The sequence below is a fragment of the Algoriphagus sp. A40 genome, from assembly GCF_002002735.1.
Classification (GTDB): domain Bacteria; phylum Bacteroidota; class Bacteroidia; order Cytophagales; family Cyclobacteriaceae; genus Algoriphagus.
Window position 1 is genome coordinate 1 of sequence record NZ_MUNY01000066.1, and the last position, 24,312, is coordinate 24,312.

Consider the following 24,312-nt stretch of genomic DNA (forward strand, 5'->3'; position numbering starts at 1 on the left):
CGGGGGAGGGTATTTTGGTATCCACGAGGGGAATGAGGAGGACCAGAGTCGACATCTTTTTTTCAAAACTTAATCTGCACTAAAAATCATCGAGTATCTATTCTGAAAATTTGCACTTTAATTTTTAAAGATTGCGCCTGGTTGCCAGCTGGTTTTTGCTGGACTTTTTCTTAGAGTTTGGGTCTCAATCCTGACCTGTGGTACTTTATATCTTAATTTAATTAAATGCTGATTTTGAGCGAAATAGGGCTGTTTTTAGGCGGCAGAGGGATGATTTTGCCGTAAATTTACTCTCACATAAAAAGTACCACATGATGAGAATAAAATACAATCGCGTGAGTTCCCAAATTCAAACAGGATTGAGATTTGAAGCAGACACAGAAAAATACGATTTAACTCTTCTCGAAAAAGTATCGGGCGCAATCAAATTTCGAGATCGACCGAATAAGACGCAACAACTAATCCAATTGGTGGAATCAGGTCAAGTAAAGGAACTGGTGGTGGAAGAACAATCACGATTGGGTAGAAATACTGGCGATGTGATTCAAACTCTCGAATGGCTTGATCGACATGAAGTAAATGTAGTGGTGAGAAACCTTGGAATCCAATCTCGACCAAATGGAAAGAAAAATCCAATATGGAAGATGATTTCAGCTGTAATGTCTTCCCTTTATGAGCTTGAGTTGGAGAATATAAAGGAGAGAACCCAAACAGGCCGTATGATTTATGTCCAAAAAGGTGGGGTATTGGGTCGTCCGGCAGGATCTCAGGAATCAGATCGAGACTTCCTTCAAAAAGAAGTAAGTATTTTAATTTTAAAGTATCTCAGCAAAGGAATGACCATGAGAGAAGTTTCGAAACTCACCAGCTCTTCCACTCGCACAATCCAAAAAGTTAAAAGAATCGCTCAAAAACATAAAATGCTGGCAGAATGAGTTATTCAGGAATGGACTTTGTCATACAGTATGAAGAGTTACTTGATGAACTTGACCGAACCATGGCATCAAAATTTCGGGAATTGATATTTCGTTACCGATATCTTGATCCACATGATTTGGTAAGCCCTGATGATGCTTTTCCAACCAAAAATGAGATGATACGGCATCTTGCGACATTTATTATGATCGACCATTTGGAAGGTGATCCTGTAAATAGAAACTAAGTTGAACTCTCCGGCTCAGTTTTCTAAATCCTAATCATTTTTTATGCAGATTAAGTTTCGGTTGAAGATGCGCTGGATCTTGCGCTTGCATGCATGCTTTTCGATTTTTTGGCGAATTAGAAGATGATTGAGAGATGGGTTAATCCCACTTCAATTTTTTACGACAAGTTTTCAATCAGTTTAGAGTTGGGATTTTGGGATTCAACTATTCCAAACCCAAAAATTTCCCTCAATTGATAGAGAAATGGACTGAAGTTCACACCATCACTTCTTACGACAAATTTGTGTTCTTTTTTAATTGAAAATCAATGGATTAATTGCAAAATCCGGTCAAATTGACCCCCGCTAGCCGGAGTAAACTGACCCCTTTTGGCTGGAGCAAATTGACCCCCGTCCGCCGGAGTAAACTGACCCCCTTGGAGGAATATTTTTTGGGATTGGAATAGTGGGCTTTCAAAGGCTGTTGGATCAGGATTAACTACCCTGAACCGATGGCTAACCGACCCCTAACCATGAATAAGATACGACAGATTTTGAGAGGCCACTTTGAAGGCCGTGGCTCCAAACAGCTGAGCCAGCTTACCGGGGTAGCCCGTAATACCGTCAAAAGTTACCTGAAACGATTTAAGGACACCCGACTTACTCATCAGGATGTGGAACAGCTCTCCGATGAGGCGCTTTCAGAACTGATCCTCGGTCCCCCGGCTCCCCAGCAGCAGAGCAAGCGACAGGAAATTCTGCTGGCACTTTTGCCGGCCTATGCCAAAGAACTCCGCCGCAAAGGGATGACCCAGCAGCGTCTTTGGGAAGATTACAACGCCAAACACCCTCAGGGTTACCGCTGCAGCCAGTTCAAAGCATACCTGAGCGAATACCTGAACCGCAGGAGCCTGACCATGCATTTTGAGCATAAGGCAGGCGACAAAGTATTCATTGACTATGCTGGAAAACCACTTTACATCACCGATCCTGAGACGGGCGAGCATATTCCCGTGCAGGTATTTTTGGGAGTGTTGGGGTGCAGCCAATACACCTATATGGAGGCAACTCTGACCCAAAAGAAAGAAGATTTTACAGAAAGCTGCCGCAGGATGCTGGAGTACTATGGAGGTGTCCCAAGAGCCGTAGTTCCGGACAATCTCAAGTCTGCGGTCCAGAAGGGGAGCAAATATTCCCCGGTCCTCAACGAGACCTTTGAATCCTTTGCAGAGCATTACGGGACCAGCATTCTCCCCACCCGTCCACGCCAGCCCAGGGAAAAATCCCTGGTGGAAGGAGCTGTCAAACTGGTCTATCAGCGGATCTACATCCACCTTCAGAACAAGGTGTTCTTTTCTTTGGAAGGACTCAATGAAGCGCTGAGACCACTTCTTGCCTCTTACAATGACCGAGCTCTGCGGGGAGAGGAAAGTCGTCGGGAACAGTTTGAGCAGCTCGAACGGGAAAGTCTGCAGGCACTTCCAGCCCTGCCTTACCAGCTGATGGAGGTCAAGATCTCCACGGTAATGAAAAATACACACATCTGTCTGGCCGTGGACAAGCATTACTACAGCGTTCCCCATCAGTTCATCGGCAAGAAAGTGAAAGTGCTCTACAATGACGACCGGGTGGAGATCTTTTACCGATACCACCGTATTGCCCAGCACAAAAGAGACCGCCGCAAGCACAAGTACACCACCTCCGCCGATCACCTGGCCACAAGCCAGAGGTACGTGTCAAGCTGGAGCTATGACTATTTTGTGGGAGAAGGAAACAAGATCAGCAGGGAAGTCGGTGACTACCTGGCTGCGCTGATGGAGACCAAGCCCCATGCTGAGCAGGGATACAAGTCCTGTGCAGGCATCCTTCATCTGGCCAAAAAAGCGGGAAACTCCCGGCTGATATTAGCCTGCAAACGGGCTTCTGAATACGGAATCTACACCTATCCCATCATCGAGGACATCCTGTCCAAGAACCTTGACACGCTCAGTCCATCTGAAGAACAGCTGGACGATACCGTACTGACACCCCGACACCACAACATCCGGGGCAAAGAATATTACAGTTAAAACCAAAACCACATGATCGAACAAACGCTTGAGAAAATGAGAAAAATGAAGCTCTATGGCATGTTCCGCAGCTTCAAACATGCCACGCACACCCAGTCAATGGCCGGCCTCACGGCCGACGAGCTCATCCACCTGCTGGTGGAAAACGAATGGGACGAACGCCAAAACAGGAGCATGGAGCGAAGCCTGAGAAACGCCAGGTTCCGCTACAAAGCAACCGTGGAAGGGCTTGACTTCCATCCTGAAAGAATGCTGGACAAAAACCAGCTGCTTCGGCTGGCAGATGGCGGATACATCAAGAAGGGAGAAAACATCCTGCTCACGGGAAGCACGGGGACAGGGAAAAGTTACCTCGCCTGCGCGCTGGGCAACCAAGCCTGCGCCCAAGGACACAAAGTCCTCTATGCCAATACCAACCGGTTGCTCACCCAACTGAAAATGGCAAAGGCAGACGGCTCTTCGATCAAAGAAATGATCAAGCTCGAAAAGCAGGATGTACTTATTCTGGATGACTTTGGAATCCAGCCTTTAGACGTTCAGGGCAGAATGCTGCTGATGGAGATCATCGAAGACCGGCATGGAAAAAAATCAACCATCATCACCTCACAGCTTCCTATAACTGCATGGTACGAAGTAATCGGTGATCAGACCCTGGCAGACGCCATTCTCGACCGGATCGTACATGATGCACACCGCCTGGAACTACAGGGAGAATCTCTGCGAAAAAAGCGAAAAATAAACCAAGCCAACTCCTAACTTAGCCTTCCAGAATTCCACTTTTCTGACCCAAAAATCCAAACAACTCTAGGGGGTCAATTTCCAGCGGCGACAGGGGGTCAATTTAATCGGCGTATGCAGTATGACTATCTCAAATGCACATAACCTAATGAAAGGTTATATAAAGGCAATTGAAGAAAGAAACAGCCCAAATCCAGTGGAAGAGGCGTTGGATGCGGTACTTGAACAAAGGTTTAAGTTGTTTAATAAATCATCCAAAGATCTTGCCGATTTGGAAACAGGGTCAGTGCAGACAGCGATTACATCTCAACCGTACCACGAAATGAGAAAATATCCAAAAGGAGTTTCTAATGATAAGATTCCCTTTGGTCAGGAACCGACAACAGACGAGTTCATCAAGAGAAGTGTCGAGTTTTACAGTGGTGTGAAACGTGTTTTGAAAGACTATGGGTCTTTGTTTGTAAATCTGGGAGAGTCCTATAATGACGGAGTTAGTTCCTTAACTACACATAAATTTGCAGTTGAGATGGTTAAAGACGGTTGGTATTTAGTCCAATCACTGAAATGGCGAAAATTAAATACAAAACCTCAAGGCAAAATCCGAAGGTTAAGACCAGTTACCGAAGAAATATTCCATTTCGTTAAGAACAATGAATCCTTTAAATACAAGGAACCAGTTTTTTGGAGTAGGGACGAGAAAATTACTACTCAAACAGGATGCAACGATGAAAACCCAGGTGATCACAGAGTTTCACCCCTGAAATTTTCATTGAAAAGACCAAGAGTGTCCTTTACAGACTTCTTGGATAGTCAACATGTCCAAGGAGTAATTGAGGGGTGCGCCTTTAATTGGTCAAAATTGAAAAAGATTGACCCGACTTTTATCCATGTTGCTCCTGCACCAGATTACCTTCCAATTATCCCCATTCTGATGACCACTGATGTCGGGGACACAGTGCTAGACATATTTTCAGGATCAGGGACATTTTTGGACACAGCTCTTCGATTAGGTCGTAATGGGGTCGGTTTTGATACCGACCCTAACTCCATCAAGTTTTCAGAGAAAAGACTTGTACTTGCCTTGAAAGAGGAGATTTCCATCGATGAATTGTATCGTATCGAAAGTCAATACTTTTTAAATGCTGCTTAACATGAGAAAGATCGATTTTATCAATGTCCTGAAAAGGGAGAATCCGACTCTTTCTGATGACCAGATAGCGCAGATTTATAGCCTCCTAATTAAGTTAGCCACCATTGAATTCGAACATTATAAAGAGAATAATCCATGAGAACTATCCTATATAAGAGAGTGAGTACGGACGAACAAGCAGATTCAGGGTTCAGTCTTCAGTATCAGGAACAAGTCCTAAGACAGTTCTGTGAGTACAATAAGTTTGAAATAATCGGGGTCTATACTGAAGATTATTCAGGGAAGGATTTTAATCGACCCGAGTGGATCAAACTCATGAACTATCTCAAAAAAAATCGAGGAAAGGTTGATCAAGTACTTTGTCTTCGGTGGGATCGATGGTCTCGAAACCTTCATTATGCCCTCGATGAGATCAAGAAATTGAGTCTCTTGGGAGTGAAGATTAACACGGTGGAACAACCGATTGATATTGAGAATCCTGATTCAAAAGTTCTACTTTCTTTGTATTTGACACTTCCTGAGGTTGAGAATGACAAGAATTCAATAAGAACTACTGAGGGATCTCGAAGAGCCCGAATGGAGGGGTGCTGGACTGGCTCACCTCCGAGAGGGTATAAGTGTATTCGGAATGAAAACAGAAAGGCCACCCTTGTTCCAAATGAGAAGGCACAATTCATTCAAATGGCATTTGAACGAATGGCTTCAGGACTTTATTCTGCCAATGATGTTCGTTTGTGGTTAGCAAAGGAAGGGTTCAAATTACCCAAACAAACCTTTTATCATACGATTCGGAATATCGCTTACATGGGAAAGATCTATGTTAAAGCGTGGAAAAAGGAATCCGAACAAATAGTGGATGGACTTCATCCAGCAATCGTCTCAGAGGACGTATTTAATAGGGCAAATAGGGTTCTTGACGGAAGAGTTCGTCAGATGGATTTTGAATCCGATAAAACCGATCTATACCCTGTTAAAGGCTTCATAACTTGTAAGAAACACGGTCGCACAATAACCGCCTATACCGCCCAAGGAGGGAATGGACAGCGAAAACATTACAGTTATTATATCTGTACCAAAAAGAATTGTTTTAGGTACAGAGTCGAGGAGGTTCACGGGAAAATTGAGGAGTTACTTGGTAAAATCTCATGGACTGCCGGAATGGTGCAGGTTTACAGAAGTTCTCTTCAGGGAATGATGGAAAAAGATTTCACAGGTCAAAAAGCCAAGATTGAGAAATTGAAATCTGATCGGGAAAAACTCTTCCAAAGAAAATTGACTCTTCAGGATTCGTTCCTTGATGGAAAAGTTGATTCAGGAGATTTTAAGGAGATGAAACTTCGGGTTGAAGGTGAAATATTCAAAGTCGAGGAATCTCTTAAAAGTTATCAGTCTGAAATGTCACCATTTAAAGAATATCTAAATAAATCTCTTCCCATGATAGAACAACTTCCTGAATATTGGAGGAAGAGCGATGGAAAGACTAAGAAAAAGATTCTCGGTTGCATCTTTCAGGAAAAAATAGAAAATCTTGATTTCGAAGTTGCAACCACTTCCTTTACCCCTGAAATCTCGGTTCTTTTGGGTTTAGAGGGGGTTTTTGATAGTGGTAAAACAAAAAAAGAGGTCGTTTCTGACCTCTTTTTTAAAATGGCTCCCCCTCTAGGGCTTGAACCTAGGACCCCATGATTAACAGTCATGTGCTCTAACCAACTGAGCTAAGGAGGAATTTTTGGTGTTTTCGCCTTCCCTTTTGGAATTCGTGTTGCAAATGTAGGTGCATCCCCTTTTTATTCCAAATCACACTTGGAAAAAATCTTGGTTTCATCCCTGAAATCCTCCCTTCTGATTCTTTTTCAGCCACTTATTTTTTGAAAATGATCTGAGAAATAGGCTTTGAACATTCAGCTTTTGATCAAGCAAAGTGATAAGGTCCAACCTTGCCTCTAATTAGGTGGAACCAACTGAGCACTCCAAAACACGATTCTCACATCCCACATCCCACATCCCACAACCAGCATCCACAACCCAAATCGAAAATCCGAAATTCGAAATCCGAAATCCCCAATTGCCATTTCCGCCATTTTTTCCTAACTATAAACTGTAATCCTGAACATTCATGACAAAGCATCTCAACCGCCGGGATTTTATTCGGTATTCCGTTCTTACCACACTTGGATTACAGTTTTTACCCTTTTCCGGCCTCCGGGCGGCACCCTCTGACCGGGTTCGGATTGCTCATATCGGTTTGGGTGGAATGGGGCTTTCCCATATGAATTGGTTTGCAAATCTGCCCGAGGCGGAGATCGTAGCGCTCTGTGATGTGGACAGCAACCGGGCAAATGAAGCTTTGCTTGCCTTGAAAAAAATCCATCCGGATACCAAAGCGGAAGTTTTTCAGGATTTCAGAAAAATCCTGGAGCGTCAGGATATCGATGCGGTCACCATTGCCACACCGGATCACTGGCATGCGCAAATCGCGATTTTGGCTTTTCAGGCAGGTAAGGATGTGTATGGGGAAAAGCCGCTTTCCTATTCGCTCAGAGAAGGACAACTGATGCTCAAAGCCCAACAGGAAACCGGGAAGATTTTTCAGTTGGGAACCCAGATTCACGCAGGAGATAATTACCACCGGGTGACCGAACTGATCCAGTCCGGAGAATTAGGCAAAATCAAAACCGTCCGTCTCTGGAAAACCGGTGAACCACCTCTGATTCCTACTCTGACTTACCAAGCGCCTCCTTCTAATCTGGACTGGGACATGTGGCTGGGTCCGGCTCCTTTGGCGGAGTATGCTCCTGAAAAGTGCCATTTCAACTACCGCTATTTTATGGAATACTCCGGAGGGGTTTTTCAGGATTTTTGGTGTCATATCGCGGATGTAGTCTGGATGTCTATGCCTCCACAAGGCCTGAAAAGTATCATCGCAAATGGAGAAAAGTCCGATGGGATGGGGGATACGCCCAAGTGGATTGATGTGGATTTCAAATTCAAAAAGTTGGATCTGCACTGGACTTCTATTCCCCCTGATGTCCCCGGGGCAGTGGAGCGGGGTATCGGTGCCTATTTCGAAGGAAGTAAAGGAACTTTGGTTTGTGATTATGGCAGCAGGGAAATCCGAATCAACGGACAGGTTATGGAGGATATACCGGAAATCCCCAAAACAATTCCCAGATCTCCCGGCCATCAGCAAAACTTCCTGGACGCAGTGAAGTCCCGCAATCAGCCTGAATCTTACCTTCAGTATGCAAGAGAAATGACGATGCCTATGCACCTGGCAATGGCTTCATTTAAGCTGAAAAGATCTTTGAAGTGGAATGCCAAAACTGAGTCCTTCAAAAATGATCCGGAGGCCGATTCTTTGCTTTGGAGACCCTACCGTGAAAAATGGAACCTGATCGGTGCTTAACTGATTTCGGATTTTTTGAATTCAGGTTTCTGATTCTGAAATCCCAATTTTGGGAAATCATTTTCTCTATTCCATTTCTGGATTTTCAAAAAAATTGGGAAATCTAATAATCCTATTTACTTGCCTCATGGCAGCAAAAAACAGGAGTGGAGTAAGAAATGAGATGCTGTCGACCGTTGACCGTGGTCTGTTGACAAATATCCCAATCCTAAATCAACTCTATTTCCATCCAGCGGACTTGGAATCATTTCTTTTTCCTAACTTATTTGAAATAATCAGAGAATAATCCAATCTATGGAAAACTATACGCTCACCATCAACGGAAAAACGCAGGATGTCAATGCGCCCGAGGATATGCCCTTGCTTTGGGTGATCCGGGATTTATTGGACATGAAAGGAACCAAATTTGGTTGTGGTCAGGCACTTTGTGGTGCCTGTACGGTTCATCTGGACGGAGAGGCGGTCAGGTCTTGCAGTCTTCCGATTTCTCAGGTAGGAGAAGGGAAAATCACTACGATCGAAGGGCTTTCTGAAGAAGGGGACCATCCTTTGCAAAAAGCATGGGTGGAACATATCGTTCCCCAATGTGGCTACTGCCAGTCAGGCCAGATCATGAACGCGGCAGCTTTGCTCGCTAAGAATCCAAGTCCATCCGATTCGGATATTGAATCAGCAATGGAGGGTAATCTCTGCCGCTGCGGCACGTACAACAGAATCAAAGATGCCATACTTACTGCATCCAAATCCCTCTAAATCAGCAAAGATATGATGCCTAAATTGCCATTTTTGAAAAAAGAGAAGACAGATGCTTCGACTCCGCTCAGCACAGGGGATCGCAGTGAGATCTTTAGAGCTTCGAGAAGGGATTTCCTGAAAATCGGCTCTCTTGCCGCAGGAGGATTTGTGTTGGGAATCAATTTCCAATGCAACGGACCCAAGGGGGAATTGATCACTTTCGCACCCAATGTTTTTGTTTCAATCGGGTCCGACAATATCGTGACCATCGTAGCCCACCGTTCCGAAATGGGGACCGGTATCCGGACTACCCTGCCCATGATCGTTGCGGATGAACTTGGTGCTGACTGGAGCAAAGTGAAAATCGTACAAGCCGAAGGAGACGAGGAAAAGTACGGCAACCAAAATACCGACGGGTCTTTTTCAGTCAGGATGTTTTATGAGCCCATGAAAAAGGCCGGAGCCACAGCTCGTCACATGCTTGTGCAGGCTGCAGCCAAAGAATGGGGAGTAGATCCTTCCGAATGTGATACCGAAAGCAGCCATGTTATTCTGAAAGGAGGAAGCAAGAAAATCCCTTTTGGAGACCTGGTTGCTCAGATTCAGGTGATGGAAATTCCAAAGCCGGAGGTCTTGACTATGAAGGAGTTTTCCAGTTACAAGCTGGTGGGCACTGACCTTCCGATTTACGATGTAAAAGATATTGCTACCGGTAAGGCTGTTTTTGGTGCGGATGTGAATCTGCCCAATATGCTGATAGCGGTAGTTCAGCGAAGTCCTGTGGTCGGGGCGAAGGTTGTTTCATTTAATGATGAAAAAGCATTGGCTGTCCCTGGAGTAAAAAAGGTCGTAAAAATCGACGGACCGGGACTTCCTGCCGGATTGGACAAGCCTTTGGAAGGAATTGCTGTGTTGGCAGAAAATACCTGGGCAGCAATCAAAGGAAGTCAGGCTTTGGAGATCGAATGGGATTTGGGCCCAAACCAAACCTATAATTCAGGAGTCCAATTGGAGGAAATGTTGAAGAGTACCGCGTCAAATGGTACAGTAAAGCGGGAGCGTGGGAATTTTAACCAGGCGAAATCTTCCTCTGGAAAAGTACTGGAGAAAACGTATCTCGCGCCATTCTATGCCCACTCGACCATTGAACCGCCTGCAGCGATTGCCGATGTGAAAGCCGATGGATCAGTGGAAGTTTGGGCACCAAGTCAACACCCGCAATGGGCAAGGGGCGCCGTGGCAGGAGCTTTGGGAATTGATGTTTCCAAGGTGAAAATCAATGTCACACTTTTGGGTGGAGGATTTGGCAGAAAATCCAAGCCTGATTTTGTGGCTGAGGCAGCACTCCTTTCCAAAGCTGCGGGAGTACCGGTCCGGGTTCAGTGGACAAGGGAATGTGACTTGCACCATGATTACTTTCATTCTCATAGCGCACAACGAATTGTTGCCACATTGGATGGTTCAGGCAATCTGACGGGATGGAATCACCATACAGTATTCCCGGCCATTGGATCGGGACTCGATGCTGCTCCTCCATCAGACGGAGAATTGGATCTGGGCTGTCGGGATTTTCCTTATGATGTACCCAACATCCGGATAGAGGCCCATGAATCCAGTGCTCATACGCGGGTTGGTTGGCTTCGTTCGGTGAGCAATATTCACCACGCCTTTGCGATCTCCACCATGTTGGATGAAATTGCCGAAACCAAGGGAGTGGATCCCGTGGATCAGGCGATCCAGTTGCTGGGAGAAGATAAGGATCTAATCTTTGCCGGAGAAATGGTCGGCGACTATGGCAACTACGGGGAAAAAATCGAAGACTTTCCATGGAATACCGGCCGGATGAAAAAGGTGATCGAAACCGTGGCCGAAAAGTCAAATTGGAAGGCAAATCTGGCTGCAGGTAAGGCTGTTGGTTTTGCCGCACACAAGAGCTTTCTGACTTATGTAGCCTGCGTTGTGACTGTAGAAAAAGATGCGGCTGGAAATCTTTTAATTCCGGAAGTGCACTACGCGGTTGATTGTGGCATCCCGGTAAACACGGACCGAATCCGCTCCCAATTTGAGGGAGGGGCCCAGTTTGCGACGAGTTTGGCGATGACTTCGGCAATCACATTTGAGAATGGTAAGGTTCAGCAAAACAACTTTGACACTTACAAGGTGATTCGAATGCCGCAATCTCCTAAAAAGATTAATGTTCATATCATTCCAAGTACAGAAAAGCCAACTGGTGTCGGTGAACCACCGGTTCCTCCATTTATCCCGGCTTTGGCCAATGCTATCTACAAGTTGACCGGAAAAAGGAATTACGAATTGCCGTTTAAGGCTTAATTGGAATTAAACCAAAAGGCAGTCAATGGAAATCAGAAGGGACGAAGGTCACCTGAAGGTTTCCATTTGACTGCCTTTTTTTAACCTGGATCCCGCTATGCTGCTTCTCCAGAAGCAGTATTCAGAGAATGGTGGATTGTCCAGCTTCTGGAGAAGCAGGACAACAAGGCAATAGGGGCAAAGTTCCTCTGATGGTTTTCATTTGACTGCCTTTTTTTTAACCCGGATCCCGCTATGCTGCTTCTCCAGAAGCAGTATTCGGAGAATGGTGGATTGTCCAGCTTCTGGAGAAGCAGGACAACAGGAACAGGATTTGTCCAGTGATTAAGACTTTCCTGATAAAAAAAAACCGGGAAAGAATATCTCTCCCGGTTTCGGATTATCAATTACCCAATCTATCTGTTATTTTTTTTCATTTCGGAGCTTTTCTGATTTGAACGCTCATCACGTTAAGGAGATTCATTTGCCTCAAGTCCTCTGAATTAAGTATTTCTAAAAATTAACGAAATAAGAAGTCATGCATATCTTATTTTTGCTTTTGTTGGATCAACTTTACGAAAAAAAATAATTAAGTCTATCCTGATTTGAATTTTATTTTCGGGAAAATTATATTTTGAAAAAAATAATTTACGAAAGTATGCTAAAATCGGATTTGCTGATCAAATTTTCTATTTGAGTAAACCCTTGATTATTTCAATCCTTAAATCATATTTCCCCGCTGAGGGAATTCTAAAAGATATAGTTCCGAAAAATGGTATTCAGCGGTTTCTCCACTTTTTGACAGGGATACTTTTTTGCGCTCATTTCGTGGATTCTGCTGAAAGTTGACGGACTATAGTAAATCAAAACCGGCATTTCCAGTATTTTTGACTTTCCCGATTTCTGATGAATAAATTTCTTCCTTTTCTGTTTTTCCTCTCGGTGTCAGCCTTTGCCCAGCAAATTCCTGACTCCCTCTATTTACCCGGAATTCTTATCAGTTCGATAGAAAACCCTGTTTTGGAGGAAATGAGTGGATTGGCTTTTTCTAAAAATCATCCCGGAAAATTCTATACCCACACCGACAGTGGAGGGGAAGTGGCTGTGTTTGTTTTGGATTCAGCTGGAAATGAGGTCGGGAAGATTCTGTTGGAAGGTGTGGAAAACCGGGACTGGGAAGACATCGCCATCGGACCGGGGCCAGGCGGGAAATCCTATGTCTATGTCGCTGAAATCGGGGATAATCTTGGTGTTCACCAAAATGTCATGATTTTCAGATTTCCCGAACCTGTTACATTCTCCACCGAAATCACTTTGACACCGGAAGTCCTGACTTTTAATTATCCGGATGGGGCAATGGATGCCGAAAGCATGTTTGTTGACCCTGTTTCCGGTGACTTGTTTGTGGTTTCGAAAAGAGACAGTCCAAACACGCTTTTTCGACTCCAAGCTGAAGATTTTGGAAAAAGAAATGTGGTGGCTGAGAAACTTATCAAATTGCCAATCACCGGGGCTACGGCTGCAGATATCAGCCAGGATGGAAGCAGAATCCTGATCAAAAATTACTTTAAAATATTCTACTGGGAGCGAAAAACTGGACAATCCATAGTCGAAGCGCTTTCCCAAGCTCCCAAGGAATTGCCCTATGTGCCCGAACCTCAGGGCGAGGCAATCGGGTTTCAACCTGACGGAAAAGCATACTTTACGATAAGCGAAAAGCGTTTTGACATATTTCCCGTACTATATAGGTACCCTCTAAAAAAGTAAGCTATGCAAAGCACTGCGACTATTCTGATGGTCCGCCCGGCAAATTTTGGGTTTAATCCGGAGACTGCGGAAAATAACTTTTACCAGAAAAAGGACGGTAGATCGGCTCAGGAAATTCGGGATTTGTCTAGAAGAGAATTTGACGGTTTTGTCTCGTTGCTGAGAGACCAGGGAGTTAATGTCGTGGTGATCGAGGATTCTGAACAGCCTGTGAAAACTGATGCGGTTTTCCCCAATAACTGGTTTAGTACGCATCCCGACGGGAAATTGATCTTATATCCGATGTTTTCACCAAACCGTAGACTGGAGCGGAGAAAGGACATTGTGGAGCTATTGATCCATTCGGGATTTAAGGTGAATGAGATTGTTGACTTGAGTTTTTTTGAGGAAAGTGGGCAGTTTTTGGAAGGCACGGGCAGTATGGTGATGGATCATCCTGCCAAAGTCATTTATGCCTGTTATTCTCAGCGAACCCATCCGGTACCACTGGATTATGTAGCCAAAATCCTGGGATACCAAGTGATTGGCTTTGATGCGGTTCAGGAAATCAATGGTAAAACATCTCCGATTTACCACACCAATGTGATGATGCATGTGGGGACGGACTTGGCAGTGGTTTGTCTTGACAGCATTCCGAAAATGGCCGAGCGGCAAATGGTTCAGGAATCCCTTACAAAATCAGGCAAGAAAGTGATCCCGATCACGCCAAAACAAAAATTCAATTTTGCCGGGAACATGCTTGAAGTGAGCAATGACGGTGGCGAAAAGTTTACCGTAATGTCACAGGCTGCTTTGGATTCACTCAATGTTGGGCAAATCCAACAAATTGAAAAGTACACCACCATCATCAGTCCTTCCCTCCCTACCATCGAAAAACTGGGTGGGGGGAGCGCCAGATGCATGATGGCTGAGATTTTTTTACCAGTTAGTCAGTAGTTTCTTATCTGAAATGGCCCTTCGACTCCGCTCAGGGTGACAACCGTGTCAGGCTGAGCGGAGTCGAAGCCGGGGAAAAGTTTGTAAAGTAAATGCTACTGTTTTATTTTTTGGTCTGACCACTGCGACTGATCACTAAACACTGCCAACTGCAAATCAGATCCCAGTGTAATTAAACGGCGTAATCGCCTTCAATTCGACTTTCAATTCGGCCGAAATAGGGAGTCCATCCACGAATGTCGAAATGGATTTTTGGGTGATTTTGGAATTGGTGCGGGTGAGGTCGCGAAGTGCTTCGTATGGTTTTGGGAAGCCTTCTCTTCTCAAAATGGTCTGAATTGCCTCAGCAACCACGGCCCAGTTTTCTTCCAGATCGGCATCGATTGCTGCACGGTTGAGTTCCAACTTGCCAAGACCTTTTTGCAAAGATTCAAAAGAAATCAGCATGTGGGCCAAAGGAACACCGATCACTCGCAAAACTGTGCTGTCAGTCAGATCCCGCTGCAGTCTTGAAATTGGAAGCTTGGCAGCCAAATGTTCCAATAGCGCATTCGCGATTCCCAAATTTCCCTCGGCATTTTCGAAATCGATCGGATTGACTTTGTGGGGCATAGCGGAAGATCCCACTTCTCCGGCTTTGATTTTTTGCTTGAAATAATTCATCGCCACATACTGCCATACGTCTTTTGACAGGTCCAGCAGGATAGTGTTGATTCGCTTCAATCCGTCAAAAATTGCCGCAAGGTTATCGTAATGCTCGATTTGAGTGGTTGGGTAGCTGCGCTCCAGGCCGAGGTAGTTTTCCACGAAGTGGAAGGCAAACTCGTTCCAGTCCATCTCAGGATAGGCCACCTGATGGGCATTCATGTTTCCGGTTGCTCCTCCAAATTTGGCGGAGTAGGGGATTTGTTCGAGAAGTTCCAGCTGCTTTTTCAGGCGAACAACAAACACATTGATTTCTTTGCCCAGGCGGGTTGGAGAAGCAGGCTGACCGTGGGTTTTGGCAAGCATAGGGATCACACTCCACTCTTCTGCCAAGTCCGAAAGTCGCTCGATTACCTCATTCAAAAGTGGTAGAATCACTTCCTGAAGCCCGTTTTTCAGCATCAAAGGCGTTGCGGTATTATTGATGTCCTGGGAGGTAAGTCCAAAATGGATGAATTCCTTGAAAGCATCCAATCCATGCTGATCAAACTTTTCCTTCAGGAAATATTCCACAGCCTTGACATCGTGATTAGTCGTGCGCTCCGTGGTTTTGATCCATTCTGCATCTGCCGTATTGAAATTTTTGACGATCTCCCGAAGCTTTGGAAAAAGACTGTGGTCAAAATCTGCGAGTTGCGGTAAGGGCAACTGGCAAAGGGCAATGAAGTACTCCACTTCCACATGCACCCGATATTTGATCAGGGCGAATTCGGAGAAAAAAGCACGGAGTGGGGCAGTTTTGCCGGCATAGCGACCATCCACTGAGGATACGGCTGTCAGGGCAGATAATTCCATTTTTTTTGATTTTGCTTCGCAAAGATGAATCAGTCCGATTTTCGGAGGGCGCAATTTAGGTTTTAAGTCCCAAAATTGAGGGGATGGAAATGATAATTCTCTTTCAAAAGCAAACTTCCTTATCTGATTTGGAGTTTTGATAGTGAATTTAACAAGTGAGTGTACAATTATCCCGGCTCGGGGTTTAATTTTGCAGCCGAAATACCATCCAGAAAATCCCAGATGTTCAACATATTCAAGAGGAAGAAAGAAGAAGTTAAAGTCAATTCCTATTTGCCCCTCAAAGTACGCGAGGTTGTCAGAGAGACAGAAGATACAGTTACTCTTTATTTTGAGCAGCCCGAGCCTTTTTTGGATTACAAACCGGGTCAATTTTTGACTTTGGTGATGGAGTTTGAAGGAAAAGAGCAGCGAAGATCCTACAGCCTTTGCACTTCCCCGTTTGTGGATCCTTTTCCCGGAATCACTGTTAAAAGAGTTTCCGAAGGGCTTTTCTCCAATTTTCTGAATGAAAAAATCTTTCCGGGGAAAACAGTCAATGTCCTGAAGCCTTTGGGACATTTTACCACTGAATTTCATTCCAAAAACAGAAGGCATTTCTTTCTGATTGCGGGAGGAAGCGGGATCACCCCGATCATGGGAATTCTCAAAACTGTCCTCGTCAACGAGCCGAATTCCATCGTAACGCTGATTTACAGCAGCCGAAACGAGGAGCAGATTATTTTTAAGAATCAACTTAATCTGCTCGAAAAAGGCAATCCTGACCGGCTTAAAGTCATTCATAACCTCAGCCAGCCATCTTCTGAATGGACGGGGTTGAAGGGAAGACTTTCAGCTGATTTGCTAAAAGAACTTTTTGCAAAAGCCGAATACGAGCAGCGCTATGAAGAAGTCTATTTCATGTGTGGGCCGGACGGAATCATGAATACGGCAAAAGAAGTCCTGAAAGAATTGGGAATAGACAAAGAACGAATCCACCAGGAAAGTTTTTACTCAGCAGCTGCACATCAGGCTCATGAGGAAGCATTGGCAGGAATCAACAAAGGAATTCTTTCCCGCGATGTCACCATAATTTTGGAAGGAGACGAGCACTTGGTTACTGTCAGTCCTGGTAAAACTGTATTGGAATCCGGCCTTAGTGCAGGTTTGAATATGCCCTACAGCTGTCAAAGCGGACTTTGTACCGCTTGTCGAGGAAAAGTGCTGAGTGGTCAGGTAAAAATGGATGAAGATGCCGGTTTGAGTGAAAAGGAACTTGCCGCTGGCTATGTACTATGCTGCGTGTCCAGGCCATTGACTGACGACATCAAAATCACCATTGAATAAAACTCACGCTATTTTGGAATTACAGGAAATCCGGCCCATCTACCAGAAAACAGAAAGGCTGACAGTTCTTATTTTGATCCTTGCCTTGCCGGCCTTTGGGATGGTTTATCTCTTCCAAAACTCAGGTAATGTGAATTGGGATTTGCCAAGGCTGCCTGAATTTTTCGAGTGGGCATTAGCTGGTATTTCTTCCTTGATATTGGTGGCTCAAAATGTGATTTTCCACAAAAAAATCAAAACCGGCTTTCAACAGACTGAGCTGGTGGAAAAAGTTAAAATCTATACTCAAGCTACCAGTCAGCGTTTTTTGATCCTTTTTGCAGTATCAATTTTGACAACGGTCGGATTGCTTTTGAATAAAAATCCAGTATTCACGGTAATTTTTGCGGTGGCTTTGGTTTTCTTTTCTTTGGCCAAACCCAGTCCTGATCGGATGGCCCGACTAATGAAGTTGAAAAAAGAAGACCGGGAACTCGTGAGAGAAGCTTCCCGGCCTGAGTTAAGTTAAAGGTTCGAGATTTGAGATTTGAAATTGACCTCAAATCTCAAATCTCAAATCTCAAATTCTTTAATTCACAATGGTGATATTTCCGGAGGAGATACTTCCGCGTACCCATGGTCCGCTACCGTTTTCGATTTCAAGGGTTTTTCCGGTATTGATCCCGCCTACTTTTAGATTTCCGGAGGAAGCTTTCAGGGAGAAGTTGAATTCCTTCAGGTTGGAAGGTGTCTGGATGTTGAAATTTCCGGAAGTACCATTCAAATTGGTGTTTTCTCCCAGACCGGCATTGTTTGCCCGGATATTTCCGGAAGTGAATCGGATGGAACCCAATTTTCCGACATTGTTCAATTTGGCATTGCCTGAGGTGAGGCCTACATTGATTTCACCGGTCACATCATTGGCATCCAAGGATCCGCTGGTAGATTCATAGTCCACATCTCCTTTGATCGAATTGAAAGTGGCGTTTCCCGAAGTGATTCCCCCCTCGATATTTCCTTCCAAATTGGTCACTGTCAGATTTCCGGAACTTGCCCGAATAGAGAGATCTCCTGCAATGTTTGTAGCGGTAAGTCTTCCGGAAGAAACTTTCAGATAAGTGGTTTCATTTTTTACATTTTCCACAGAGATATTGCCGGAACTGCCTTTCAGATCCAAAGCAATGGCTTCAGGGCCGGTAATGTTGATGTAGCCCTTATTTTTGGAATTCCAGTTATAGTTGTTTTCCTTTTTGGTATGGGTGATTTTCAGCACATCACCGATTGTGACAAAAACAATGTCCTGATCGTCATCATTGGATTCGAGGAAGGCTTCTACATTGACTTCCGAACTTGAACCGCCAGTATAGGTGACATTGAGCCAGCCACTTTCCACTTCGATTTTTTTGATTCCGGGGTAGGCCTTTTTGGTGTCAACAATGACATTTTGGGCAAAAGCTGCTGCGGATACGAGTAGCAGGGCAAATGCCAGGGACATTTTGGTGTAAAGCGTTTTCATATTGTATAGGTTGTTTTTGATTAGTCGAGTAATATTCCGAAGCTCATTGCCTGCAATTCAGGCCCTTTTCCAGGTTCGAAAAGGTCATTGAGATCATAATTCATGAAAAGGGTGAAGTCACCGATTCCCAATTCGGAGCGAAGTCCATATCGGAAATTGTCCACGTACATGTTGGACTTTTCGAATTGCTTTTGCTTGTCGCCATCACTGTCTTCATAGACGAACTTCCCTCTTCCACCTATCCTCAGACCAGCATATCCTCCGACACCAAATCGGAAATTTCCATCATTGGTCCGGACAGAAGGTACCAGAGTGAGGTTGACAAAGGAGGCGGAGATTTTGGATTTTGTCGCTGTGCCATCCACTATTCCTAGGTCGTCCTGAAAATCCTGAAATTCCAATCCGTCCGGTGTTTTAACTGCAATTTGATTGGGATCTTCAAATTTGAAGTTGTACCAGTTCACTCCAAGTGCAGATTTCAGATGGAAATTCTTGCTGGGTTTCCAGGTTCCGGTGGTGTTCAGCGCGACATACCAGCTTCCCCAAGGTTTCACGGCAGGAGCCCCTTTATCAGAGGGCCAAATGTTGATTCCAACCTCAGGCTCCAGAAAATTGGTGGAAAATTTGGAGTATTTATTACTGTGGTAATTGGAATAGTCGATGTCTTCGATGTCCCATTCGTAAATTTTTGAGCCATCAGAATATTTGGTGACTTGCCAGGTTTTGCCAAAAACGGTGTAGACCTTGGACTTTTCTCCTTCCATGGCGGATTTTTCCTGAGAAAATAAGGGAAGGGATAAAAAGGTAAGTATTGCTGTTATGCAAATCGATTTCATAGTTGGTGAAGTTTAAAAGCGGTAGAAAAAGGGGAGATTGCTCTCCCCCGGGCAGTTTTTAGAATACTATTCCGAAAGTGATCGGATTAAGTGCCGGGCCTTTTCCTTCCTGGAAAAGCTCATTTAGATCGTAAGTGGTAAAGAATTTCACCCTTCCGACTCCCAATTCTCCACGGACACCGTAGCGTAAGTTTTCCAGGTAAAGTCCAGTTGCTTCTTTGTCTTTCTGACGGCCTGATCCGCCAATTTCTTCATACACATACTTGGACTGTCCACCCAATCTATAGCCGATATAGGGCCCAGCAGCAATCCTCATTCCTCTTCGCCCTTGGTCTTTCATCTTCCCAAAGTCAAGTTCCAGCATGGTTGTCGCTGTCAGATAGGAGGAGGAGATTTTGCTTTTGAAACCGTTTACATCTGTTCTTTGTACAAAGTCGATGGCATCCTCACCGCGTACTGCCTGGTAATCGCGGTTTTCGAATTTGAAATTGTAGAAGTGAAATCCGATTCCAAAGTCCCAATAGAAGCCTTTGGAGATCCGCTGAGCCGCCATCCAGTTCATGCCGACCATCCAGCTACCCCAGCCTTTTACTGCATAAGGTTTGTCTGAGGTCGGGAATCCACCGTCTTCCAGGTAATTGTTCACACCCAAGTCCATGCTGAAATAAGATCGGAAAGGAGGGTCTGATTTCTTTTTGGTACCGGTTTCGACTTTTACCCTGGTATTTTCTCCGGATTCATCTACATAGACTCTCATTCCGGCCACATTGACTTCGGTGTTTCCGCCATCTTCGTAGACTTTGACCACTTCTTTCACCGATCCGTCACGCTTGCGGATTTCTACGATAGTAAGTTCGCCAGTATCTACATTTTCTTCCAGATCGAGCTCGCTGATGATTTGATTTAGGTTCATCAGTTTCAGTTTCTCAAAGTCCTCTTTGGACTCGACAATGATGACGACTTTTCCAGCTTTGCCAAATTCGATGACCACGCTGTCTTTTTGAGTGGTGTCTTGAGTTTGAATTGGGAAATCTTTCAGGCTGTTGGCAAAAGCCACCTGAACCAATGCCATCAGGCAAAATAAAAGCAAGTATTTTTTCATGATTAGATTCAATTATAGGAGGTGTGTTGGCTTAGTTTTAAGGTTTTTCGTCTACTTGTGTTTTCTTGGTAGTCAGCGATGCAAAGAGGTTGTCTTTTTTGTCCTGAAGGCTGATCAGCCCGTCATCTACCTTGCCCAACAATCCTTCCACCTGGCCTACGGTCTTGCCAAGTTCGGTGATGAGGTTTTTGTCCTGAGGTTCTCCTTTTTTGACTCCGTTGGAATAAATGCTCACCCGATAGAGTGGCGCTTCCTCTTCAGGAGCGGCAGTTTGGGCAATGGCTTTTTCGATTTCCGGAGTGTTCAATTCTGGGATTTTTACCTGAAGCTCGTCGGTCTTAAGTTCAGGCACAGGAACAACAGTGGAGGGTTCGGTTGATTTGTTTTCGGACTGAGCGATCAGATTTTGAGGAGCCTGAGTCAAAACCGGAGCAGGAGTTGGTTTAGTTTTCTGGTTGGTTTTCGGTTTTTCTTCAGGCTTGCTCCCTTTAGTATCTGGTGCTGTCTTTTTTTCAGTTTTAGTGATTTCTTCAGCGATAGAAGGCGTTTCAGTTGTGGATTCAATCTGGTTTTCTACTGGTAGTTCGGTCTTTTCTGCCACAAGGTTTTCCTTGTTGATGCCTTCTTCTTTTGGCCAAAACGAGTACCCGGCCACCAATAAAGCTGTGACTGAAGCAGCTATCGCCCACCAAATCCCCAGCTTGGGTTTGGATTGTTTTGGGAGTTGGCTTTCTAGCCTTTCCCATGCGAGAGCACTTGGTTTTTCGCGATGTCCGTCCAACTTTTCTCTGAAATGCTGGTCGAATTGTTCGTTTGTCTTAGCCATGGTTCGTCTTGGTTTTGGGTTGCAGACTGGCAATTTTTTCTTTGAGCGATGTTCGTGCCCGGTTCAGTTGAGATTTGGAAGTGCTCTCGGTTATTCCCAGCAAATCGGCGATTTCCTGGTGTGCATAGCCTTCAATCGCATATAGATTGAAGACGGTGCGGTATCCTACCGGCAGCCCTTGTACCAGTTCCATCAGCTCGGCTGCCTCCAAATGAGTCAGTTCGTAGTGGTGGTCGCTGTATTCGTACTCGGCTTCCAGATTTACTTCCATCATCAGATGACGGTTGCTTCTCAAGGTCATGAGGGCCTGAGTGACTACTATCCGCTTCATCCAACCTTCGAAGCTCCCTTTGTGTTGAAACTGGGACAGTTTGTCGAAGATTTTCATAAAACTCTCAATCATCACATCCTCGGCATGTTCGCGATCCTTAAGGTATCGCATGCAGATGGCCAGAAATTTCCCTGAATAGGAATCATACAAGTGACGCTGGGCTGACCGATCACCCTTAAGGCATCCCTTTATAAGTCCTTCTTCAGTAGAAAAGTTGGGTCTGTTAAACATTCCGGTTGGCTTTCAAATAGGTAGATGCGGGTCAGTAAAAATTGGTTGCGTTGGGATCTGAAAAAAAGTTAAATATTTTACCCCATAAAATAAAAAGCCTGAAAATCAGTTGATTTCAGGCTTTTGAAATGGGAACCTTTCTAAGATTAAAGGGAAAATATGAAGAACAGCAAAGCTACAGTCAGGATCAGAATCATCATTTGGGACTTTTCCTTGAATTCCTGGGCAAGTTTCCTTTTCCTCAAAACCATGATCGCCATACCCAGTCCCGCAAACTGAAGCAAAAGGCTCACTCCATTCAGAGGACCCATCGGAGCCTCGACAAAATGCCAGGTGGAATTGAGAATGGAAAGCGCACCCAAAACAATTCCGGTGATTCCGAAAAGAAAAGCGCGTTGGAGAAGGACAGGTTCGGGTAGGTCAGACCATTTCATTTTATAGTATCTAGACGTTAGATTTTAGTATCAAGAATTTGAGGAAAGAGACGAGATGCAAGAAACAAGAGCCAAGAACCGAGAGGCAAGAAGAAAGAGACAAGAAATAAAATTCAAGTAGCAAGAAGCATGAGAGATTTTCAAATTCTGCTACCTGTTTACTGAGACTGCCTACTTTTTTTTCGCTCTGCAAAGAAAGCGGTTATTTCTTCACGGCTAAGAGCATTTAGTGTCATTTCCTTAGTCAAACCGCCTTTTCTCCCAACGAGTACGCCGTATTTCATGTCGGAATAGCCTTCCATTTCGTGTGCATCGGGATTGATGGAGAGTTTCACTCCCTTGTCCAAAGCGTATCTCACCCATCTCCAATCGAGGTCCAGTCTCCAAGGATTGGCGTTGATTTCGATGACCACGTTTCGGATGGCACAGGCATCAATGATGGTCTTATGGTCGATCGGGTAACCTTCTCTCCGGAGCAAAAGCCGACCGGTCGGATGTCCCAAGATCGTGGTGTATGGATTGGCAATTGCCCGCAGCAACCGGTCCGTTGCCCGGTGGATGTCCATATTCAAAATCGAGTGAACAGAAGAAACGACAAAGTCAAAACTCGCCAACACGTCATCTGGATAGTCTAGACTTCCGTCTCCCAAAATATCGCTTTCAATGCCTTTGAAGATTTTGAACGGAGCCAATTCCCTGTTCAATTCATCGATTTCGGCATGTTGCTTAATAACTTTTTCGATCTCCAGACCGCCGGCATAGCTGGCAGTCCGGCTGTGATCGGAAATCCCCAGATATTCGTATCCCAGCGATTTGCAGTATTCAGCCATTTGTCTCAGACTGTGTTTGCCGTCACTGTAGGTAGAGTGGTTGTGCAAAATGCCCTTTAGATCCGAGTCCTGCAGCAGTTCGGGGATTTTGTTTTCTTTGGCCAATTCCACTTCATCAAAACCTTCCCGCATTTCTGAAGGGATAAACTGAAGTTGATTTTTGGTGAAAAATTCCTCCTCTGATCCGTAATCTTTTTTGATCAGCTTTTCTGCTATTGTTTCAGAATCATCCACATAGCTTAGCAAATGGGCTTTGGATCCGGTGAATGCCAATTTTTTCCATGGAAAATCAACAGGTGCGCAGAAATGAAAAATCACTTCCAAATCCAGGTCAGTAAGATTGCCCTTCCAGGTTCTTGGACCTGATTCCAATTGATTCCATTCGATGGATTCCAGCGATTTGAGCTTTGACCTGACATCGGTCAATTCCTCTGAACTGATCAGGATTTCAGTCTCGGAGATGATTTCCATTTTCCGGGCAAAATCTCCGACTATGGCAATCTGAGAATTACCAAACAGGTTTTTGAGTGATAAGGTAAATCCTTCAATGGTGTCTTCTATATCTGCAAAAAGCCATTTTCCGGCATTGGAGGCTTTGAATTCCAGATTTTGGATGATGGATTCCTGGGTCTTTTCACCAAAGCCTTTGATTTTGGCGACTATTCCGGACTGGCAGGCTTCCATCAGTTCATGCGTGGAAGTGATGCCCAATTCTTCCCAAAGGGTTTTGACTTTCTTTGGACCGAGCCCTTTGATCTGAAGGATTTCGAGAATTCCAGTAGGAGTTTTTTCCAAAAGTTGATCCAGCAAAGGAAAAGATTCAGTGGCTTTTAGGCTTTGGATGGCCTCAATTATGCTTTTACCTACCCCGTTAATTTGGGTGAGTTCCAGATCACTCAACTCCATAATGTCCTGATCTCCACGCTCAAGTGAAATCAGTGCACTTTGGTAACCCCGGATTTTGAAGGGATTTTCATCGTGAAGCTCCATCAGCTGAATACACAGCTTTAGCTTTTTTAAAATCGTTTTATGATCCAAAACAGTCAGATTTTCGTGTCAGTACTCAGACAAATGTCTTTAATTATTGTTTCAATTTAAAGGTCTTTGGGGTATCTTATGTGAGTAGACAGTCGGAGGACAAATTAAAGT

At 44.6% G+C, this 24,312-nt stretch carries 21 protein-coding genes and 1 tRNA gene; 13 read left to right on the forward strand and 9 right to left on the reverse strand.

Annotated features, from left to right (window positions below):
- The first annotated feature begins 311 nt into the window (after window positions 1-311).
- The 6 genes from B0E43_RS16805 (at window position 312) to B0E43_RS16830 (ending at window position 6,784) form a co-directional block, all read left to right on the forward strand.
- The gene (locus B0E43_RS16805) at window positions 312-935 is read left to right on the forward strand and encodes a recombinase family protein (RefSeq protein ID WP_077351898.1); all 624 of its coding nucleotides are present in this window, start codon (window positions 312-314) and stop codon (window positions 933-935) included.
- Window positions 936-997: 62 nt separating this feature from the next.
- The gene (locus tag B0E43_RS16810; RefSeq protein WP_168171964.1) at window positions 998-1,162 is read left to right on the forward strand and encodes a hypothetical protein; all 165 of its coding nucleotides are present in this window, start codon (window positions 998-1,000) and stop codon (window positions 1,160-1,162) included.
- Window positions 1,163-1,674: 512 nt separating this feature from the next.
- Window positions 1,675-3,210: an IS21 family transposase gene (gene istA / locus B0E43_RS16815; RefSeq protein ID WP_254423449.1), complete on the forward strand. Its 1,536-nt coding sequence runs from the start codon at window positions 1,675-1,677 to the stop codon at window positions 3,208-3,210.
- 12 nt (window positions 3,211-3,222) lie between these two features.
- Complete coding sequence (istB, locus tag B0E43_RS16820; protein ID WP_077351904.1) at window positions 3,223-3,966, forward strand: IS21-like element helper ATPase IstB; 744 nt, start codon at window positions 3,223-3,225, stop codon at window positions 3,964-3,966.
- Window positions 3,967-4,096: 130 nt separating this feature from the next.
- A complete protein-coding gene (locus tag B0E43_RS16825; RefSeq protein ID WP_168171965.1) occupies window positions 4,097-5,098 on the forward strand; it encodes a site-specific DNA-methyltransferase in 1,002 nt (333 codons plus the stop codon).
- Between the two features lie 135 nt (window positions 5,099-5,233).
- Window positions 5,234-6,784 carry a recombinase family protein gene (locus B0E43_RS16830; RefSeq protein ID WP_077351908.1) on the forward strand — a complete coding sequence of 517 codons (1,551 nt, stop codon included), beginning with the start codon at window positions 5,234-5,236 and terminating at the stop codon, window positions 6,782-6,784.
- On the opposite strand, the gene B0E43_RS16835 is transcribed toward B0E43_RS16830, so the two are convergent.
- Window positions 6,747-6,823: transfer RNA gene (locus B0E43_RS16835), tRNA-Asn, on the reverse strand. The genes B0E43_RS16830 and B0E43_RS16835 overlap by 38 nt on opposite strands.
- Window positions 6,824-7,214: 391 nt before the next feature.
- Between B0E43_RS16835 and B0E43_RS16840 the strand changes: the two genes are divergently transcribed.
- The 5 genes from B0E43_RS16840 (at window position 7,215) to ctlX (ending at window position 14,252) form a co-directional block, all read left to right on the forward strand.
- Window positions 7,215-8,504: a Gfo/Idh/MocA family protein gene (locus B0E43_RS16840; protein ID WP_077351910.1), complete on the forward strand. Its 1,290-nt coding sequence runs from the start codon at window positions 7,215-7,217 to the stop codon at window positions 8,502-8,504.
- A 294-nt stretch (window positions 8,505-8,798) separates the two neighbouring features.
- Window positions 8,799-9,257, forward strand: a complete 459-nt coding sequence (locus tag B0E43_RS16850) for a (2Fe-2S)-binding protein (protein WP_077351914.1) — start codon at window positions 8,799-8,801, stop codon at window positions 9,255-9,257.
- 12 nt (window positions 9,258-9,269) lie between these two features.
- Window positions 9,270-11,570, forward strand: coding sequence for a xanthine dehydrogenase family protein molybdopterin-binding subunit (locus B0E43_RS16855; RefSeq protein ID WP_077351916.1), 2,301 nt, complete (start codon window positions 9,270-9,272; stop codon window positions 11,568-11,570).
- A gap of 885 nt (window positions 11,571-12,455) precedes the next feature.
- On the forward strand, window positions 12,456-13,316 hold the full coding sequence (locus tag B0E43_RS16865) for a hypothetical protein (RefSeq protein ID WP_077351920.1): 861 nt from the start codon (window positions 12,456-12,458) through the stop codon (window positions 13,314-13,316).
- Window positions 13,317-13,319: 3 nt separating this feature from the next.
- Window positions 13,320-14,252, forward strand: coding sequence for a citrulline utilization hydrolase CtlX (ctlX, locus tag B0E43_RS16870; protein ID WP_254423450.1), 933 nt, complete (start codon window positions 13,320-13,322; stop codon window positions 14,250-14,252).
- Between the two features lie 156 nt (window positions 14,253-14,408).
- On the opposite strand, the gene purB is transcribed toward ctlX, so the two are convergent.
- Window positions 14,409-15,752, reverse strand: coding sequence for an adenylosuccinate lyase (gene purB, locus B0E43_RS16875; protein WP_077351963.1), 1,344 nt, complete (start codon window positions 15,750-15,752; stop codon window positions 14,409-14,411).
- Between the two features lie 222 nt (window positions 15,753-15,974).
- Here purB and B0E43_RS16880 point away from each other — a divergent pair, with 222 nt between their 5' ends.
- Together B0E43_RS16880 and B0E43_RS16885 are read left to right on the forward strand one after the other, a co-directional pair.
- Entirely contained in the window at window positions 15,975-17,078 is a 1,104-nt protein-coding gene (locus tag B0E43_RS16880) for a ferredoxin--NADP reductase (RefSeq protein WP_077351965.1), read from the forward strand.
- Entirely contained in the window at window positions 17,071-17,586 is a 516-nt protein-coding gene (locus B0E43_RS16885) for a hypothetical protein (RefSeq protein WP_077351922.1), read from the forward strand. Before B0E43_RS16880 ends, B0E43_RS16885 begins: the two co-directional genes overlap by 8 nt.
- A 60-nt stretch (window positions 17,587-17,646) precedes the next feature.
- Here the strand turns inward: B0E43_RS16885 and B0E43_RS16890 are convergent, their stop codons facing one another.
- The 7 genes from B0E43_RS16890 to polX form a co-directional block, all read right to left on the reverse strand.
- Window positions 17,647-18,573: a DUF4097 family beta strand repeat-containing protein gene (locus B0E43_RS16890; protein WP_077351924.1), complete on the reverse strand. Its 927-nt coding sequence runs from the start codon at window positions 18,571-18,573 to the stop codon at window positions 17,647-17,649.
- Between the two features lie 20 nt (window positions 18,574-18,593).
- Window positions 18,594-19,409, reverse strand: a complete 816-nt coding sequence (locus B0E43_RS16895; RefSeq protein WP_077351926.1) for a hypothetical protein — start codon at window positions 19,407-19,409, stop codon at window positions 18,594-18,596.
- A gap of 58 nt (window positions 19,410-19,467) precedes the next feature.
- A complete protein-coding gene (locus B0E43_RS16900) occupies window positions 19,468-20,511 on the reverse strand; it encodes an outer membrane beta-barrel protein (RefSeq protein WP_077351928.1) in 1,044 nt (347 codons plus the stop codon).
- Window positions 20,512-20,548: 37 nt separating this feature from the next.
- Window positions 20,549-21,337 carry a hypothetical protein gene (locus tag B0E43_RS16905; protein WP_077351930.1) on the reverse strand — a complete coding sequence of 263 codons (789 nt, stop codon included), beginning with the start codon at window positions 21,335-21,337 and terminating at the stop codon, window positions 20,549-20,551.
- A complete protein-coding gene (locus tag B0E43_RS16910) occupies window positions 21,330-21,899 on the reverse strand; it encodes an RNA polymerase sigma factor (RefSeq protein WP_077351932.1) in 570 nt (189 codons plus the stop codon). The genes B0E43_RS16905 and B0E43_RS16910 overlap by 8 nt, the downstream gene beginning before the upstream one ends.
- Window positions 21,900-22,045: 146 nt before the next feature.
- Window positions 22,046-22,333: a hypothetical protein gene (locus tag B0E43_RS16915; RefSeq protein ID WP_077351934.1), complete on the reverse strand. Its 288-nt coding sequence runs from the start codon at window positions 22,331-22,333 to the stop codon at window positions 22,046-22,048.
- A 158-nt stretch (window positions 22,334-22,491) separates the two neighbouring features.
- Window positions 22,492-24,201, reverse strand: coding sequence for a DNA polymerase/3'-5' exonuclease PolX (polX, locus tag B0E43_RS16920; protein WP_077351936.1), 1,710 nt, complete (start codon window positions 24,199-24,201; stop codon window positions 22,492-22,494).
- Window positions 24,202-24,312: the final 111 nt, after the last annotated feature.